Origin of the sequence: uncultured Paracoccus sp., from assembly GCF_937873615.1 — a bacterium.
Lineage (GTDB): Bacteria > Pseudomonadota > Alphaproteobacteria > Rhodobacterales > Rhodobacteraceae > Paracoccus.
In genome coordinates this window covers 101901-116261 of the sequence record NZ_CALMYP010000067.1, presented here as the reverse complement: position 1 = coordinate 116261, position 14361 = coordinate 101901, and the positions used below count along the sequence as shown (strand labels likewise).

Below are 14361 nucleotides of genomic sequence, written 5' to 3'. Positions count from 1 at the left end.
TCATGTCAGAGCAAACCATCGCCCATGCCCTGGCCAGTGCCAGCGAGACCGACAAGGCCGAATTCGCCCATTACCTGGCCGATCATGCCGGTCTGGACCGCGATGCCGCGCATGTCCGCGCGCTTGTCGCGGCCTTCGACCGCTTCGTCGCCGAACGCCTGAAGGAGCGCTGATCATGGCCCTCGATCTTGCCCGGGCGACGAAATATTTCCTGATGTGGGATTTCATCAAGGGCTTCGGCCTGGGGGTGAAATATTTCTTCGGACCGAAGGAAACCATCAACTACCCGCATGAAAAGGGCCCGCTTTCCCCGCGTTTTCGGGGTGAGCACGCGCTGCGCCGCTATCCTTCCGGCGAGGAACGCTGCATCGCCTGCAAATTGTGCGAGGCGATCTGCCCGGCCCAGGCGATCACCATCGACGCCGAACCCCGCGACGATGGCAGCCGCCGGACCACGCGTTACGACATCGACATGACCAAGTGCATCTATTGCGGCTTCTGCCAGGAGGCCTGCCCGGTCGATGCCATCGTCGAGGGTCCGAATTTCGAATTCGCCACCGAAACCCGCGAAGAACTGTTCTTCGACAAGCAGCGCCTGCTGGAAAACGGCGACCGCTGGGAACCCGAGATCGCCCGCAACCTCGCTTTGGACGCGCCTTACCGATGAACGACGCATTCACACGCCTGTTCCAGCAGATGCTCCAATCGGGGCAGGAGATGGCGCGTGCCTTCAATCCTGCGCTGGAACAGGTCGATACCCAGGCCTTTGAGAAGCTGGTGCCGACCATGCCGGCCGATGTGCTGGAAATGTGGTTCGGCAAGACCTTCAACCGCGAGGGGCTGGATTCGAAGACCCGGCTGCTTCTGACCATCGGCGCGATCACCGTTCAGGGCGCCCTGGCCGAGCCGCAGCTTCGCCTGACCATCCGTCAGGCGCTGGAGGCAGGCGCGACCAAGCGCGAGATCGCGGAAACCATTTATCAGATGAGCATGTTCGCGGGGCTGCCCGCCATGCAGAAGGCGCTGGAGATCGCTGCCAGGGTCTATGACGAGGAGGATGAGGCATGATGGCCTTCGCATTCTATCTGTTCGCGGTCCTCGCCTGCGTGGCCGGGTTCATGGTCGTGATCTCGAAGAACCCGGTGCATTCGGTGCTCTGGCTGATCCTGACCTTCCTCTGCGCGTCGGGCCTGTTCGTGCTGGCGGGCGCCGAGTTCGTCGCCATGCTGCTGATCATCGTCTATGTCGGCGCGGTCGCGGTGCTGTTCCTGTTCGTGGTCATGATGCTCGATGTCGATTTCGCCGAGCTGAAGGGCGAATTGGCGCGCTTCCTGCCGCTGGGGCTGGTCATTGCGGCGGTGCTGCTGACGGTCCTGGGAATGAGCTTTGCCGGCTGGCAGATCGCGCCCGGCGCCGCCGATCAACTGGCCGCGCCGATCCCGGCGGATATGGGCAATACCAACTCCATCGCCACGGTGCTTTACGACCGCTATTTCCTGGCTTTCCAACTGGCCGGCCTGATCCTGCTGGTCGCCATGATCGGCGCCATCGTGCTGACCATTCGCCACCGCCGCGACATCAAGCGCCAGAACGTGCTGAAGCAGATGTGGACGGATCCGGCGAAGCAGCTGGAACTGCGCGATGTGAAGCCGGGGCAGGGCCTGTAAGAGCGCGGCAGACTGAGACAGACCGACGCCCGGCGTTGGAAGAATGGACGATAAACCGGCTATAGCCCGGAGGGACATGAGACCATGATAGGCTTGACACATTTTCTGGTGGTGGGGGCGATCCTGTTCGTCACCGGCATCTTCGGCATCTTCGTGAACCGCAAGAACGTCATCGTCATCCTCATGTCGATCGAACTGATGCTGCTGGCGGTGAACGTCAATTTCATCGCCTTCTCGGCGCATCTGGGCGATTTGGGCGGGCAGGTCTTCACCCTGTTCGTGCTGACCGTCGCCGCCGCCGAGGCCGCCATCGGTCTGGCCATCCTGGTGGTGTTCTTCCGCAACCGCGGCACCATCGCCGTCGAAGATGTCAACGTGATGAAGGGCTGACGCATGGAAAAGTTCATCCTGTTCGGACCCCTTGTCGGGGCGCTGATCGCCGGCTTCGGCTGGCGCTTCATCGGCGAGAAGGCGGCGCAGATCCTGACCACGGGGATCCTCTTCCTCGCCTGCCTGATGTCCTGGATCACCTTCCTGGGCTTCGACGGCGTGACCCAGCATATCCCGGTGCTGGACTGGATCGTCTCGGGCGATTTCACCGCGCAATGGGCGATCCGGCTGGATCGGCTGACCGCGATCATGCTGATCGTGGTCACCACGGTCTCGGCGCTCGTGCATCTCTACTCGATGGGCTACATGGCCCATGACGAGAACTGGACTGAGGGCGAGCATTACAAGGCCCGTTTCTTCGCCTATCTGAGCTTCTTCACCTTCGCCATGCTGATGCTGGTGACCGCCGACAACCTTCTGCAGATGTTCTTCGGCTGGGAAGGGGTGGGCGTCGCCTCCTATCTGCTGATCGGGTTCTACTACAAGAAGCCCTCGGCCAATGCGGCGGCGATCAAGGCCTTCGTCGTCAACCGGGTCGGCGATTTCGGCTTCCTGCTGGGGATCTTCGGGCTCTGGTGGCTGACCGGCACCGTCGTCTTCGACGAGATCTTCGCCCAGGTTCCGGCCGTTGCCGATACCAGCGTGCATTTCCTGTGGCGCGACTGGAACGCGGCGAACCTGCTCGGGGTGCTGCTGTTCATCGGTGCGATGGGCAAATCGGCGCAGCTGTTCCTGCACACCTGGCTGCCTGACGCCATGGAAGGCCCGACCCCGGTTTCGGCGCTGATCCACGCCGCGACCATGGTCACGGCGGGCGTCTTCCTGGTCTGCCGGATGTCGCCGCTTTACGAATTCGCCCCGCAGGCGACGACCTTCATCACCGTGATCGGTGCCTGCACCGCCTTCTTCGCGGCGACCGTGGGGCTGGTCCAGAACGACATCAAGCGCGTCATCGCCTATTCGACCTGTTCGCAGCTTGGCTATATGTTCGTGGCGGCGGGTGTCGGCGTCTATTCGGCGGCGATGTTCCACCTGCTGACCCATGCCTTCTTCAAGGCCATGCTGTTCCTCGGTGCCGGCTCGGTCATCCATGCCATGCATCACGAGCAGGACATGCGGAACTACGGCGCGCTGCGCAAGAAGATCCCGCTGACCTTCTATGCCATGCTGATCGGCACGCTGGCCATTACCGGCGTCGGCATTCCGCTGACCACCATCGGTTTCGCCGGCTTCCTGTCGAAGGATGCGATCATCGAAAGCGCCTGGGTCGGCAACGGCTTCGCCTTCTGGGCCCTGGTCGTGGCGGCCGGCTTTACCAGCTTCTACAGCTGGCGGCTGATGTTCCTGACCTTCTACGGCTCCGAGCGGGGCGATCACCACGCCCATGAACATGCCCATGAATCGCCGCCGGTGATGACCATCCCGCTTGGGGTTCTGGCCGTCGGCGCGATCTTCTCGGGCATGGTCTGGTATGGCGACTTCTTCGGCGACAAGGTGAACAGCTTCTTCCACCTGGGCGGGGCCGAGGCCCACGCGAGCGCCGAAGGCGACCATGCCGAGGCCGCGCCCGCCGATCACGCCACCGATGCCGCTCCGGGCACCGAGACCGCACCTGCCGAGGCCGCCCATGCGGAACCGGGCGTGCTGCGCACCGATGTGCCGGCCCCGGTCGGCGGCGCGATCTACATGCATCCCGACAACCATGTCATCCACGAGGCCCATGCGGCGCCGAAATGGGTGAAGGTGTCGCCCTTCATCGCGATGCTGATCGGGCTTTTCACCGCATGGATGATGTATATCCGCTATCCCGAGGCGCCGGCGAAGCTGGCGGCGACGCAGCGGCCGCTTTACAACTTCCTGCTCAACAAATGGTATTTCGACGAGCTCTATGACCGCGTCTTCGTGCGTCCGGCGCGCTGGCTTGGCCGCGTGCTCTGGCTCGACGGCGATGGCAAGGTCATCGACGGCACCATCAACGGTATTGCCATGGGGCTGATCCCGCGGCTGGCGCGCTTCGCGGGCCGGTTGCAATCGGGTTACGTCTTCCACTATGCGCTTGCCATGGTGGTGGGCGTCCTTGGCCTGCTGATCTGGGTGATGATGCGCGGGAGCATGTGATAAGATGACCAATATTCTCTCGATCATCACCTTTCTGCCGATTGTCGCGGCGCTGATCCTGGCCATCTTCCTGCGCGGGGATGACGAATCGTCTCAGCGCAATGCGAAATGGCTGGCCCTGATCGCCACTTCGGCGACCTTCGTGATCTCGCTCTATGTCCTGTTCGGCTTCGATCCGGCCAATACCGGCTTCCAGTTCGTCGAGGATCGCAACTGGATCTTCGGGCTGCGCTACAAGATGGGCGTCGATGGGATCTCGGTCCTGTTCGTGCTGCTGACCACCTTCCTGATGCCGATCACCATCCTCTCGACCTGGGAGGTGAAGGCCCGCGTCAAGGAATACATGATCGCCTTCCTGGTGCTGGAAGGGCTGATGATCGGCGTCTTCACAGCGCTCGACCTGATCCTGTTCTACCTGTTCTTCGAGGCAGGCCTGATCCCGATGTTCCTGATCATCGGCATCTGGGGCGGGCAGAACCGCATCTATGCGGCGTTCAAGTTCTTCCTCTATACCTTCCTCGGCTCGGTGCTGATGCTGGTCGCGATGATCACCATGTATCGCGCCGCCGGCACCACGGATATCGAGCAGCTTCTGGCCTTCGACTTCTCCTCCTCGCCGATCCACTTCCTTGGCTGGACGATCTTCGGCGGGATGCAGACGCTGCTGTTCCTGGCCTTCTTCGCCAGCTTCGCGGTGAAGATGCCGATGTGGCCGGTCCATACCTGGCTGCCGGATGCGCACGTTCAGGCGCCGACGGCGGGGTCTGTCGTGCTGGCGGCGGTGCTGTTGAAGATGGGCGGCTACGGCTTCCTGCGCTTCTCGCTGCCGATGTTCCCGATTGCGTCGGACATCTTCCAGCCCTTCGTCTTCTGGCTGTCGGCGATTGCCATCGTCTATACCTCGCTGGTGGCGCTGGCGCAGTCGGACATGAAGAAGCTGATCGCCTATTCGTCGATTGCGCATATGGGCTATGTCACCATGGGCGCCTTCGCGGCGAACCAGGCGGGCGTGAACGGCGCCATCTTCCAGATGCTGTCGCATGGTTTCGTCTCGGGTGCGCTGTTCCTGTGCGTCGGCGTGATCTACGACCGCATGCACACGCGCGAGATCGACGCCTATGGCGGTCTCGTGAACCGGATGCCGAAATACGCGCTGATCTTCATGTTTTTCACCATGGCCAATGTCGGGCTTCCCGGCACCTCAGGCTTCGTCGGCGAGTTCCTGACCCTGCTGGGCACCTTCCGGGTCAATACCTGGGTGGCCTTCGTGGCCGCGACCGGGGTGATCCTGTCGGCGGCTTACGCGCTCTGGCTTTATCGCCGGGTGACGCTGGGGGCGCTGATCAAGGAAAGCCTCAAGACCATCACCGACATGACCCCGCGCGAGCGCTGGATCTTCGTGCCGCTGATCGTCATGACCCTGTGGCTGGGCATCTATCCGCGCGTTGTGACCGACATCACCGGCCCGAGCGTCGAGGCCTTGGTGAGCCAATACAGCGCCGCGACCGAAAGCCGGCCGGAAAACCCGGCAGCCTACCGTGTGGTCGAGGCCACAACTGCGGCGGATAGCGCCGCGGCAGAGCACTGAGAGGACCGTCATGACTTCGCTCGATTTCACGATCATCATGCCGGAAATCCTGCTGGCGGCCTACGCCATGCTGGCGCTTCTGGCCGGGGCCTATTTCGGCAAGGACGCGATTGCGCGCCCGCTGCTCTGGGTGACGGTTCTCGTCTTCCTGGGGCTGGCCTTCTATATCGAACTCGGCGTCGCGCCCGAGGGTGCGGCCTTCCACGGCATGTTCGTCTCGGACATGTTCTCGCGCTTCTGCAAGGTGCTGATCCTGCTGTCGGCAGCCGCCGTCATGGCGATGAGCGCCGATTACATGGAGCGTCGCGGCATGCTGCGCTTCGAATTCCCGATCCTGATCGCACTGTCGGCGACCGGGATGATGGTCATGGTGTCCGCCGGCGACCTGCTGTCGCTTTACATGGGGCTGGAGCTGCAATCGCTGGCGCTTTACGTCATCGCCGCGATGCGCCGCGAATCCTCGCGCTCGTCGGAGGCCGGCCTGAAATATTTCGTGCTCGGCTCGCTCAGCTCGGGGATGCTGCTTTACGGTGCTTCGCTGGTCTACGGCTTTGCGGGCACCACCAGCTTTGCCGGTATCATCACCGTGGTGCAGGCCGGCACGCTGCCCGTGGGGCTGCTGTTCGGTCTGGTCTTCGTGATCGTGGGCCTGGCCTTCAAGGTCTCGGCCGTGCCCTTCCACATGTGGACGCCCGATGTCTATGAGGGCTCGCCCACGCCGGTCACGGCCTTCTTCGCCTCGGCACCAAAGATCGCGGCCATGGCGCTTCTGGCCCGGGTGCTGGTCGATGCCTTCGGGCAGGTGCCGGGCGACTGGGGGCAGATCCTCGCGGTGCTGTCGCTGATGTCGATGTTCCTCGGCTCGATCGCCGGTATCCGGCAGACCAATATCAAGCGCCTGATGGCCTATTCCTCGATCGCCCATATGGGCTTTGCGCTGATGGGCCTTGCCGCTGGCACCGCCATCGGTGTGCAGGCGATGCTGGTCTATATGGCGATCTATGCGGTGATGAATATCGGCGTCTTCGCCTGGATCCTGTCGCTGGAACGCGACGGAGAGCCGGTGACCGATCTGGCCAGCCTGAACCAGTTCGCCAAGGTCGAGCCGGTCAAGGCCTTCGCGGTCATGATCCTGATGTTCAGCCTTGCCGGTGTGCCGCCGATGCTGGGCTTCTTCGCCAAGCTGGGCGTACTGAACGCGGCTGTGAATGCCGGGATGGGCTGGCTGGCGGTGGCGGGCGTGATCGCCTCGGTGATCGGTGCCTTCTATTACCTGCGCATCGTCTATTACATGTATTTCGGCAGCGAGACCGAACCGCTGACAAGCCGCATGGGGCCGGTCTCATTCGTCATGCTGGCGGGGGCTGCGGTCATCGTCGTCCTCGGCGCGGTGACCACCTTCGGCGTCGACCGTGCGGCGGGTCGGGCGGCGGAATCGCTGATGCTGAGCGAGGGCGTCGCCGTCGAGCAGGCCGCAGCACCCGCGACCCAGCACGGTGGCTGAGCGCGATACCTGGCCCGAGGGCGTGGCGCGGCATATCCTGCCGCGCAGCCCCTCGACCAATGCCGATGCCCTGCGCATGGCGCCGCAACTCAGCGGGCCGGCCTGGATCCTGACCCATGACCAGTATCAGGGCCGCGGTCGTCGCGGTCGCAACTGGTCCATGCCGGCGGGCAATTTCGCGGCCTCGCTGGCGCTGCGTCCGACCGGGTCGCCGGGCGAGGTGGCGCTTTATTCCTTCGTTGCCTGTCTGGCGCTTTACGACGCGCTTGCGGCTGCCGCCGGACCGGTGGCGCGACTGGCGCTGAAATGGCCCAATGACGTGCTGCTGAATGGCGGCAAGGTGGCCGGCATCCTGCTGGAAAGTCAGGGGCAGGGCGGCGCCGTATCTGCGCTTGCAATCGGCATCGGCGTGAACCTGGCCGAGGCCCCACCGGCCGAGCCCGGCACCGCCTTCGTTCCGGTCAGCCTGCGCGGCGAGACCGCCATCGGCATCGCGCCCGAGGATTTCCTCGACCTTCTCGCCCCTGCCTTTGCGCATTGGGAATCGCGCCTGAAAGCCGAGGGTTTCGCGCCGCTGCGCCAGGCCTATCTGGCCCGCGCCGCCCGGCTTGGCGAAACCATCATCGCCCGCACCGGCACCGCCGAATGGAGCGGTCGCTTCGAGGGCATCGACGATGGCGGCGCGCTGATCCTCGTTTCGGCCAGCGGGCGGCAACTGATCCCCGCTGCGGATGTGTTCTTCTGATGCTGCTCTGTATCGACACCGGCAATACCAACACCGTCTTCTCGATCTGGGATGGCGAGAAATTCCTGTCGCATTGGCGCATCGCCACCGATCACACCCGCACCGCCGACGAATATTTCGTCTGGCTGGAAACACTGATCTCGCTCAGGCATTTCGAGCTGGATATCGACCGCTGCATCATCTCCTCGACGGTGCCGCGCGTGGTCTTCAACCTGCGGGTTCTGTGCAGCCGCTATTTCAACACCCGGCCCCTGGTCGTCGGCAAGCCCGACTGCCTGCTGCCGGCCGATCCGCGCGTCGATGCCGGCGCCACTGTCGGCCCCGACCGCATCGTCAACACCTGGGCCGCGCATGAGCGTCATGGCGGCGACCTGATCGTCGTCGATTTCGGCACCGCCACCACCTTCGACGTGGCCGCGCCCGATGGCGCCTATGTCGGGGGCGTGATCGCGCCGGGGGTGAACCTGTCGCTTGAGGCGCTGCATATGGGCGCGGCTTCGCTGCCCCATGTCGATGTGACCAAACCCGCGCAGGCCATCGGCACCAATACCGTCGCCTGTATCCAGTCGGGCATCTTCTGGGGCTATATCGGCCTCATGGAAGGCATCATCCGCCAGATCCGCGCCGAGCGCGGCCTGCCGATGAAAGTCATTGCAACCGGGGGGCTCGCCCCGTTGTTCGAACAGGGAACGGATGTCTTCGACAGCATCGAAGACGACCTGACCGTCCACGGGCTGCGGCTCATCTACGATCACAACAAGGAGGCGGGGAATGTCTGACCGGCTTTTCTATCTGCCGCTTGGCGGCGCGGGCGAAATCGGCATGAACGCCTATGTCTATGGCTATGGCCCCAAGGGCAAGGAACGCCTGATCGTCGTCGATCTGGGGGTGACCTTCGGCGATATGGATTCGACCCCCGGGGTCGATCTGATCATGGCCGATACTGCCTGGTTGCAGGCCAACAGAAACCGGATCGAGGCGATCTTCATCACCCATGCGCATGAAGACCATGTCGGCGCACTCGGGCTGCTCTGGGACCGGCTGGAAAAGCCCGTCCATTGCCGCCGCTTCACCGGTGCGCTGGCGCGGATGAAACTGGAAGAACGCGGGCTGTCGCCCGATGCCGTCCAGATCCACGAGCCGCGCCCGGCGGTGATCGAGGCCGGCCCCTTCAAGGTGCAGTTCGTCCCGATCAGCCATTCGATCCCGGAAAGCTCGGCGCTGATCATCGACACGCCCGCTGGCCGGATCGTGCATAGCGGCGATTTCAAGCTGGACGGCTCGCCCGTGGTCGGCGAACCCTTCGATCCGATCCTGTGGCACGACATCGCCGGCGAAGGGGATGGCGTGAAGGTGCTGGCCTGCGATTCGACCAATGTCTTCAGCCCGCATCCGGGCCGGTCCGAGGCATTGCTGGCCAACCCGATCCTCGATTTCGTCATGAAGCAGCCGAACATGGTCGCGGCGACCACCTTCGCGTCCAACGTGGCGCGGCTGAAGACGCTGGCCGATGCCGGCGTGGCGGCGGGGCGCAAGATCTGCCTGCTCGGCCGCTCGATGCGGCGGATGACGCAGGTGGCGCAGGAAACCGGCGTGGTGCACAACTTCCCCGCGACGATCAGCCCAGAGGAAGCCGCGAACCTGCCCCGGAACGAGGTCATGCTGATCGTCACCGGCAGCCAGGGCGAACGCCGGGCGGCGACGGCGCAACTGGCGCGCGGCTCCTATCTCGGGCTCAGGATGAAAGAGGGCGACAGCTTCCTGTTCAGTTCCAGCGTCATCCCCGGCAACGAGCGCGGCGTGATCCGGATCATGAACCAGTTCTCGGAAATCGGCGTCGATGTCTTCGATGCGCAGGACGGCACCTATCACGTTTCGGGCCATGCCAACCGGCCCGATCTGGAAGCCGTGCACGACCTGCTGAAGCCGAAGATGCTGATCCCGATGCATGGCGAGCATATGCATCTGCGCGAACATGCGGCCATCGGTGCGTCCAAGGGCATTGCCTCGATCGTGGCCACCAATGGCGCCATGGTCGATCTGACCGGCAAGCGCCCGCAGATCGTCGACAATGTCGATTCGGGGCGGATCTATCTTGACGGCTCGGTGCTGATCGGGGCCATGGACGGGGTCATCCGCGACCGCATCCGCATGGCGCTGAACGGTCATGTCACCGTCAGCGTGATCGTGGACGAGGACGACAATCCCTTCCCCGATGCCTGGGTCGAGCCGATGGGCCTGACCGAGTGCGGCCGTTCGAACCAGCCGGTGGCCGAGCAGATCGAATCCGAACTGGCCGAATTCCTGGAACGCGCCGATGCCAAGACCGTCGCCGACGACCAGAAGCTTGAGGAAGCGGTGCGCAAGATCACCCGGCAGGTGACGATGGAGGAGATCGGCAAGAAGCCCGAGGTCACCGTCATCATCAGCCGCCTGGCACCCTGACGGGCCGCTGATCGCGGCAGCGAGGGGGGGGCGGATAATGGCGGCACTGGCGCTTGCGGCGATGGTCCTGACCATGTTCGGCACCGGCCTTGGCCTGCATGGCCGCGATTTCCTGCGCGTCCAGACGGCGCCTGCGCCGATCCTGATCGGGCTGGCCCTGCAGGCGCTGCTGTTTCCGATGGCGATGGCGCTGCTGGTTGCGGGGCTTCTGCCGGCGGGCGATCTGGCTTTCGGCCTGTCGCTGGTGGGGTTGCTTCCGGCGACGGCGGCCAGCCATGCCTTTGTCGGTCTGGCGGGCGGCAATATCGGCATTGCCCGCTCGCTGACCGCATGGTCCTCGCTGACCTTCCTGATGGTGGTCTGGGCCATCGACCTGGACGAGGTGATGCCGCATCTGAACCTTGTCCTCGGGGCCTGCTATGTCCTGCCGCTGGCGGCGGGGATGGGCCTGCGCCAGTTGCGCCCGCAGATCGCGATCCGTGCCGAGCGGCCGGTCTTCATGGCCGGCTCGGTCCTGACCGGGCTGGCGGTGCTGGCGACGCTCTGGCTGGAATGGGATCCGCAATTGCTGGCGCAGTTCCCGCTGGCGCTGCTGATCGCCTGTATGGCGGGCCTGTTCGGCGGCGTCGCGGGCGGGCTGCGCGGCACCGGGCGGGGCGAGGCGATGGGGATCTCGCTCGCCATGCAGAATGTCGTGGTGCTGCTGGCCCTGGCCTGGGCGGCGGGACATGGCGGTTTCGCGGCGGGGGCGGCGGTCTATGCGGTCGCCATGTATCTGGCCGTCTTCGGCCTCATGATCTTCTGGCGGCGCATCGGATAAGGCCGCTTGACGGCGCCCCTGCGGCTTGCCACATGCTGCGCCATGTCCGACAAGCCCTTCGATCCGAACCCGACCCATCGCAATTTCTATGGCCGCCGCCATGGCAAGACGCTTCGGCGCAGCCAGAAGGGCTATCTGGCCGAGGATCTGGGCGCGCTGCAACCGGCCGGCATCACCCTGCAGGACAATCCCGGACGCACGCCCATCGAGCCCGGAGCGATCTTCGGCGACGACCGCCCGATCTGGCTGGAAATCGGCTTCGGCGGGGGCGAGCACATGGTTCACATGGCCGCCACCTATCCCGAAATCGGCATCATCGGCTGCGAGCCCTTCATCAACGGCGTCGCCATGCTGGTCGGCAAGATCAAGGCGGCGGGGGTGAAGAATGTCAGCGTCCATCCCGGCGATGCCCGAGACCTGATGGATGTTTTGCCCGATGGCGCCATCGCCAAGGCGTTTCTGAACTATCCCGATCCCTGGCCGAAAACCCGCCATCACCGCCGCCGCTTCGTCACCCCCGAACACCTGATCCCGTTGCACCGGGTCATGGCCCCGGGCGCGGAGTTCCGGGTCGCGACCGACATCCCCTCCTATATGGAGCAGACGCTGGAGGAGGTGCCGAAGGCCGGGTTCGAACTGCTCAGCCAGCGCGCCGAGGCCTGGCCCGACTGGTTCTCGACCCGTTACGAACAGAAGGCGCTGCGCGAGGGCCGAGTCCCCGCCTATGCCTCGTTCCGGCGGGTCTGAGCGGCGCTGTCCAGCCAGGCGCGCAGCTCGGCATTGCTGGAGGGCGCGAATTTCTGTTTCGGAAAGTCGTTATTGCCCGAGGGCGCCACGCGCAGCAGATCGAAGCCGGCATCGAGGCAGGCGATGCCGATCATCCGTTCGACCGCATGGGCCAGCGTGCCGTCCATCTGCCGAGCTTCCGGCGGGAAATTCGAAACGCCGAGCCCGAGGTCCAGCAGCGGCTGCAGGGCACCCGTTCGCGCCCAGAACATCGACCCAGCTGGAAAATCCAGCGCCCGGTCATCGGGCAGCGGGGCTGTCATCTTCAGGCGGTGGCGCAACTCCTCGGCCAGTTCGCGGTCATGCGCCCAATGCGCGACCCTGAGCGTCGGGCGATAGCCCTGCGGCGCGATCAGCCCGATCCGGTCGATATCCTTGAAGAAGGATAGGATGCGGTTGATCTGCGCGGTCTCGGGCAGCAGGCAGTCCAGCACATGCTCCATCCAGCCATCCAGCTTCCGGGCATGGGTCGAACGCTTGCCATGCAGGTGCAGCACGATGTCGTGATCCTCATGCGCCTTGCCGAAGCCGCAGAATTTCGGCGCGATGTCGCGGCCGCGATTGGGCATGATCTCGATCCGCGCCTGCGGCAGCGCCTCGGCAATCGTCGCCGCCTTCTGGTCGCTGTCGGTCGAGACGTAAAGCCGCAAGGGCGCGTCGATCCGGGCCAGCCTTTCGGCGAAGATCCCGGCCAGTTCGGCGTAATAGAGATGCAGGAAGACGCCGATGGGCCGTTCCGGTGCCAGCGCCGCGCGCCGGGGCCAGAGCGCGACATGCGTCTTCTGCCGGTCGAGGTCCAAGGCCGGCCCCTCATGCCGGTAAAGCGGCTTGTTGATCATCACCCGGACCAGATATGGATCGGTCAGCCTGCATGGCAGCAGGATTGTTTCAGCATTATCGGCGGCAAGAAGCTGGTCGATGATCCGTTGGGCGCGCAGCGCCAGCGCCTCGGCCCGGGCGGGCAGATCCTCGGGCGGCGGGCCCTCCAGCAGTGCCTGCGCCCGCCGATGATCCTGCATCAAAGGGTGGATGATGGCTTGGCCGTCGCCCTCGGGGTCGCGGAGGATTTCCAGCCCGGCAAGGGCAGGGCGGCGGGCCAGCACCTCAAGGATGCGCCGGATCGCCAGTGCGGCGCGCAGCATGGCCAGCGGCAGGCTGTCGATCCCGGGCATCGAGGCCGGATCGCAAAGCCGCATCCTGAGCCGAACCGGCCCCGCCGCCAGTGCCGCATCCAGCCGGGCGATCGGATCCTCGGTCGGCGTGCGGTTGTCGGGGCTGACATCGTCGGTCAGATCGAAGGCGGTCGCGGGGGCAGTATGTGCGCGCGGCGGTTGCTGGGCGAAAAGGCGCGGCACCCGGATATCGCGGGCCAGCAGATCTGCGAAGATCGCCAGCATCGCATCCGCCCGCGCCCCGAAGCTGTAGCCCTGCCGGATCCGGGCATTGCGGTCCAGCCGGGTCGCCATATCGGCGGGAGGCGTGGCCAGGGCCTTATGCAGCCAGGCCTCCAGCCTGGCCGGGTCTTCCTCGATCTGGACCAGTTCGGGCAGGTCCGGGGCCATGAACCCCTGCACCGGGTCCGACAGCACCATGGCCCCGGCGGCCAGCGCGTCGAAGCTGCGATTGCTCATCATTCCCAGCTGCGCCATATGGCCCATATGGCTGTTCAGCACGATGCGGCTGCGGGCATAGAGGCCCGGCAGATCCTCGTAGGGATAGCGGGTGCCGCGTATGCAGCGATCCGGGATCACGCCTTTCCAGCCATCGCCCCAAAGCGCCAGATCGAAATCCTGCAGCCCGGCCACCAGCCGGATCAGCCGGCGCGGCGCGCGCAGGCCGTAATTGCCGACGAAGACAAGCGGCAGGGTCTCGGTGCCCTCGGGCCGGCGCGAAGGGTGGAACAGGTCCGGGTCGGTCGCCTGCGCCATATAGAGCGCGGGCAGCCCCGCCTGCGCATATTGCCGGCTGAGCGCCGCCGACGACGTGATCACCCCCTGAAACCGCGCCAGCGCCCGGATGCTGACGTAATTCGGCATCGAGATCATCCAGACCAGGTTCGGCACCCCCGGCACGGTATCGTCGAGATGCGGGCCAGCGATGCGCAGGACCACGTCGCCCGCGCCCGACAGGCGCGGCGCTTCGCCAGAGAAGAACAGTTCGGCCTCATGCCCACGGGCGCGAATCGCCTGGGCAATCGCCTCGGCATAGGCGGTATCGCCCCAGTTCTCGCGGTCGTTGCGCTGCGCGCAGGTGCTGATATGGACCCGGATCGGGTGGGACGGCAGGTTCTGCATCTGG

The 14361-nt window shown here is 64.9% G+C and carries 14 protein-coding genes; 13 read left to right on the top strand and 1 reads right to left on the bottom strand.

The window, feature by feature from the left end; all coding sequences use genetic code 11:
* Nucleotides 1-2 precede the first annotated feature (2 nt).
* From Q0330_RS17420 to trmB, 13 genes are all read left to right on the top strand, one after another.
* On the top strand, nt 3-173 hold the full coding sequence (locus Q0330_RS17420) for a hypothetical protein (RefSeq protein ID WP_299482516.1): 171 nt from the start codon (nt 3-5) through the stop codon (nt 171-173).
* Between the two features lie 2 nt (nt 174-175).
* Nucleotides 176-667, top strand: a complete 492-nt coding sequence (nuoI, locus tag Q0330_RS17415; protein ID WP_299482513.1) for an NADH-quinone oxidoreductase subunit NuoI — start codon at nt 176-178, stop codon at nt 665-667.
* A complete protein-coding gene (locus Q0330_RS17410; RefSeq protein ID WP_299482510.1) occupies nt 664-1068 on the top strand; it encodes a carboxymuconolactone decarboxylase family protein in 405 nt (134 codons plus the stop codon). Before nuoI ends, Q0330_RS17410 begins: the two co-directional genes overlap by 4 nt.
* Complete coding sequence (locus tag Q0330_RS17405; RefSeq protein WP_299482507.1) at nt 1065-1667, top strand: NADH-quinone oxidoreductase subunit J; 603 nt, start codon at nt 1065-1067, stop codon at nt 1665-1667. The genes Q0330_RS17410 and Q0330_RS17405 overlap by 4 nt, the downstream gene beginning before the upstream one ends.
* A gap of 84 nt (nt 1668-1751) precedes the next feature.
* Nucleotides 1752-2057, top strand: coding sequence for an NADH-quinone oxidoreductase subunit NuoK (gene nuoK / locus Q0330_RS17400; RefSeq protein WP_299482502.1), 306 nt, complete (start codon nt 1752-1754; stop codon nt 2055-2057).
* Nucleotides 2058-2060: 3 nt separating this feature from the next.
* Complete coding sequence (nuoL, locus tag Q0330_RS17395; protein ID WP_299482499.1) at nt 2061-4175, top strand: NADH-quinone oxidoreductase subunit L; 2115 nt, start codon at nt 2061-2063, stop codon at nt 4173-4175.
* 4 nt (nt 4176-4179) lie between these two features.
* A complete protein-coding gene (locus Q0330_RS17390) occupies nt 4180-5763 on the top strand; it encodes an NADH-quinone oxidoreductase subunit M (RefSeq protein WP_299482496.1) in 1584 nt (527 codons plus the stop codon).
* A 10-nt stretch (nt 5764-5773) separates the two neighbouring features.
* Nucleotides 5774-7267, top strand: coding sequence for an NADH-quinone oxidoreductase subunit NuoN (nuoN, locus tag Q0330_RS17385; protein ID WP_299482493.1), 1494 nt, complete (start codon nt 5774-5776; stop codon nt 7265-7267).
* Nucleotides 7260-8012 (top strand): biotin--[acetyl-CoA-carboxylase] ligase, encoded by a 753-nt coding sequence (locus tag Q0330_RS17380; protein WP_299482490.1) that lies wholly within the window; start codon nt 7260-7262, stop codon nt 8010-8012. Before nuoN ends, Q0330_RS17380 begins: the two co-directional genes overlap by 8 nt.
* A complete protein-coding gene (locus tag Q0330_RS17375; protein ID WP_299482487.1) occupies nt 8012-8791 on the top strand; it encodes a type III pantothenate kinase in 780 nt (259 codons plus the stop codon). The genes Q0330_RS17380 and Q0330_RS17375 overlap by 1 nt, the downstream gene beginning before the upstream one ends.
* The gene (locus tag Q0330_RS17370; protein ID WP_299482484.1) at nt 8784-10457 is read left to right on the top strand and encodes a ribonuclease J; all 1674 of its coding nucleotides are present in this window, start codon (nt 8784-8786) and stop codon (nt 10455-10457) included. The genes Q0330_RS17375 and Q0330_RS17370 overlap by 8 nt, the downstream gene beginning before the upstream one ends.
* A 37-nt stretch (nt 10458-10494) precedes the next feature.
* On the top strand, nt 10495-11277 hold the full coding sequence (locus Q0330_RS17365; protein ID WP_299482481.1) for a hypothetical protein: 783 nt from the start codon (nt 10495-10497) through the stop codon (nt 11275-11277).
* A 42-nt stretch (nt 11278-11319) separates the two neighbouring features.
* Complete coding sequence (gene trmB / locus Q0330_RS17360; protein ID WP_299482478.1) at nt 11320-12024, top strand: tRNA (guanosine(46)-N7)-methyltransferase TrmB; 705 nt, start codon at nt 11320-11322, stop codon at nt 12022-12024.
* Here the strand turns inward: trmB and Q0330_RS17355 are convergent.
* A complete protein-coding gene (locus tag Q0330_RS17355) occupies nt 12000-14357 on the bottom strand; it encodes a rhamnan synthesis F family protein (protein ID WP_299482475.1) in 2358 nt (785 codons plus the stop codon). The genes trmB and Q0330_RS17355 overlap by 25 nt on opposite strands.
* Between the last annotated feature and the right edge of the window lie 4 nt (nt 14358-14361).

What these genes read in the sequence shown, in the direction of transcription:
- Q0330_RS17420 (WP_299482516.1), top strand. Translation starts at nt 3, where the DNA reads ATGTCAGAGCAAACCATCGCCCATGCCCTGGCCAGTGCCAGCGAGACC.
- nuoI (WP_299482513.1), top strand. Translation starts at nt 176, where the DNA reads ATGGCCCTCGATCTTGCCCGGGCGACGAAATATTTCCTGATGTGGGAT.
- Q0330_RS17410 (WP_299482510.1), top strand. Translation starts at nt 664, where the DNA reads ATGAACGACGCATTCACACGCCTGTTCCAGCAGATGCTCCAATCGGGG.
- Q0330_RS17405 (WP_299482507.1), top strand. Translation starts at nt 1,065, where the DNA reads ATGATGGCCTTCGCATTCTATCTGTTCGCGGTCCTCGCCTGCGTGGCC.
- nuoK (WP_299482502.1), top strand. Translation starts at nt 1,752, where the DNA reads ATGATAGGCTTGACACATTTTCTGGTGGTGGGGGCGATCCTGTTCGTC.
- nuoL (WP_299482499.1), top strand. Translation starts at nt 2,061, where the DNA reads ATGGAAAAGTTCATCCTGTTCGGACCCCTTGTCGGGGCGCTGATCGCC.
- Q0330_RS17390 (WP_299482496.1), top strand. Translation starts at nt 4,180, where the DNA reads ATGACCAATATTCTCTCGATCATCACCTTTCTGCCGATTGTCGCGGCG.
- nuoN (WP_299482493.1), top strand. Translation starts at nt 5,774, where the DNA reads ATGACTTCGCTCGATTTCACGATCATCATGCCGGAAATCCTGCTGGCG.
- Q0330_RS17375 (WP_299482487.1), top strand. Translation starts at nt 8,012, where the DNA reads ATGCTGCTCTGTATCGACACCGGCAATACCAACACCGTCTTCTCGATC.
- Q0330_RS17370 (WP_299482484.1), top strand. Translation starts at nt 8,784, where the DNA reads ATGTCTGACCGGCTTTTCTATCTGCCGCTTGGCGGCGCGGGCGAAATC.
- Q0330_RS17365 (WP_299482481.1), top strand. Translation starts at nt 10,495, where the DNA reads ATGGCGGCACTGGCGCTTGCGGCGATGGTCCTGACCATGTTCGGCACC.
- trmB (WP_299482478.1), top strand. Translation starts at nt 11,320, where the DNA reads ATGTCCGACAAGCCCTTCGATCCGAACCCGACCCATCGCAATTTCTAT.
- Q0330_RS17355 (WP_299482475.1), bottom strand. Translation starts at nt 14,357, where the DNA reads ATGCAGAACCTGCCGTCCCACCCGATCCGGGTCCATATCAGCACCTGC.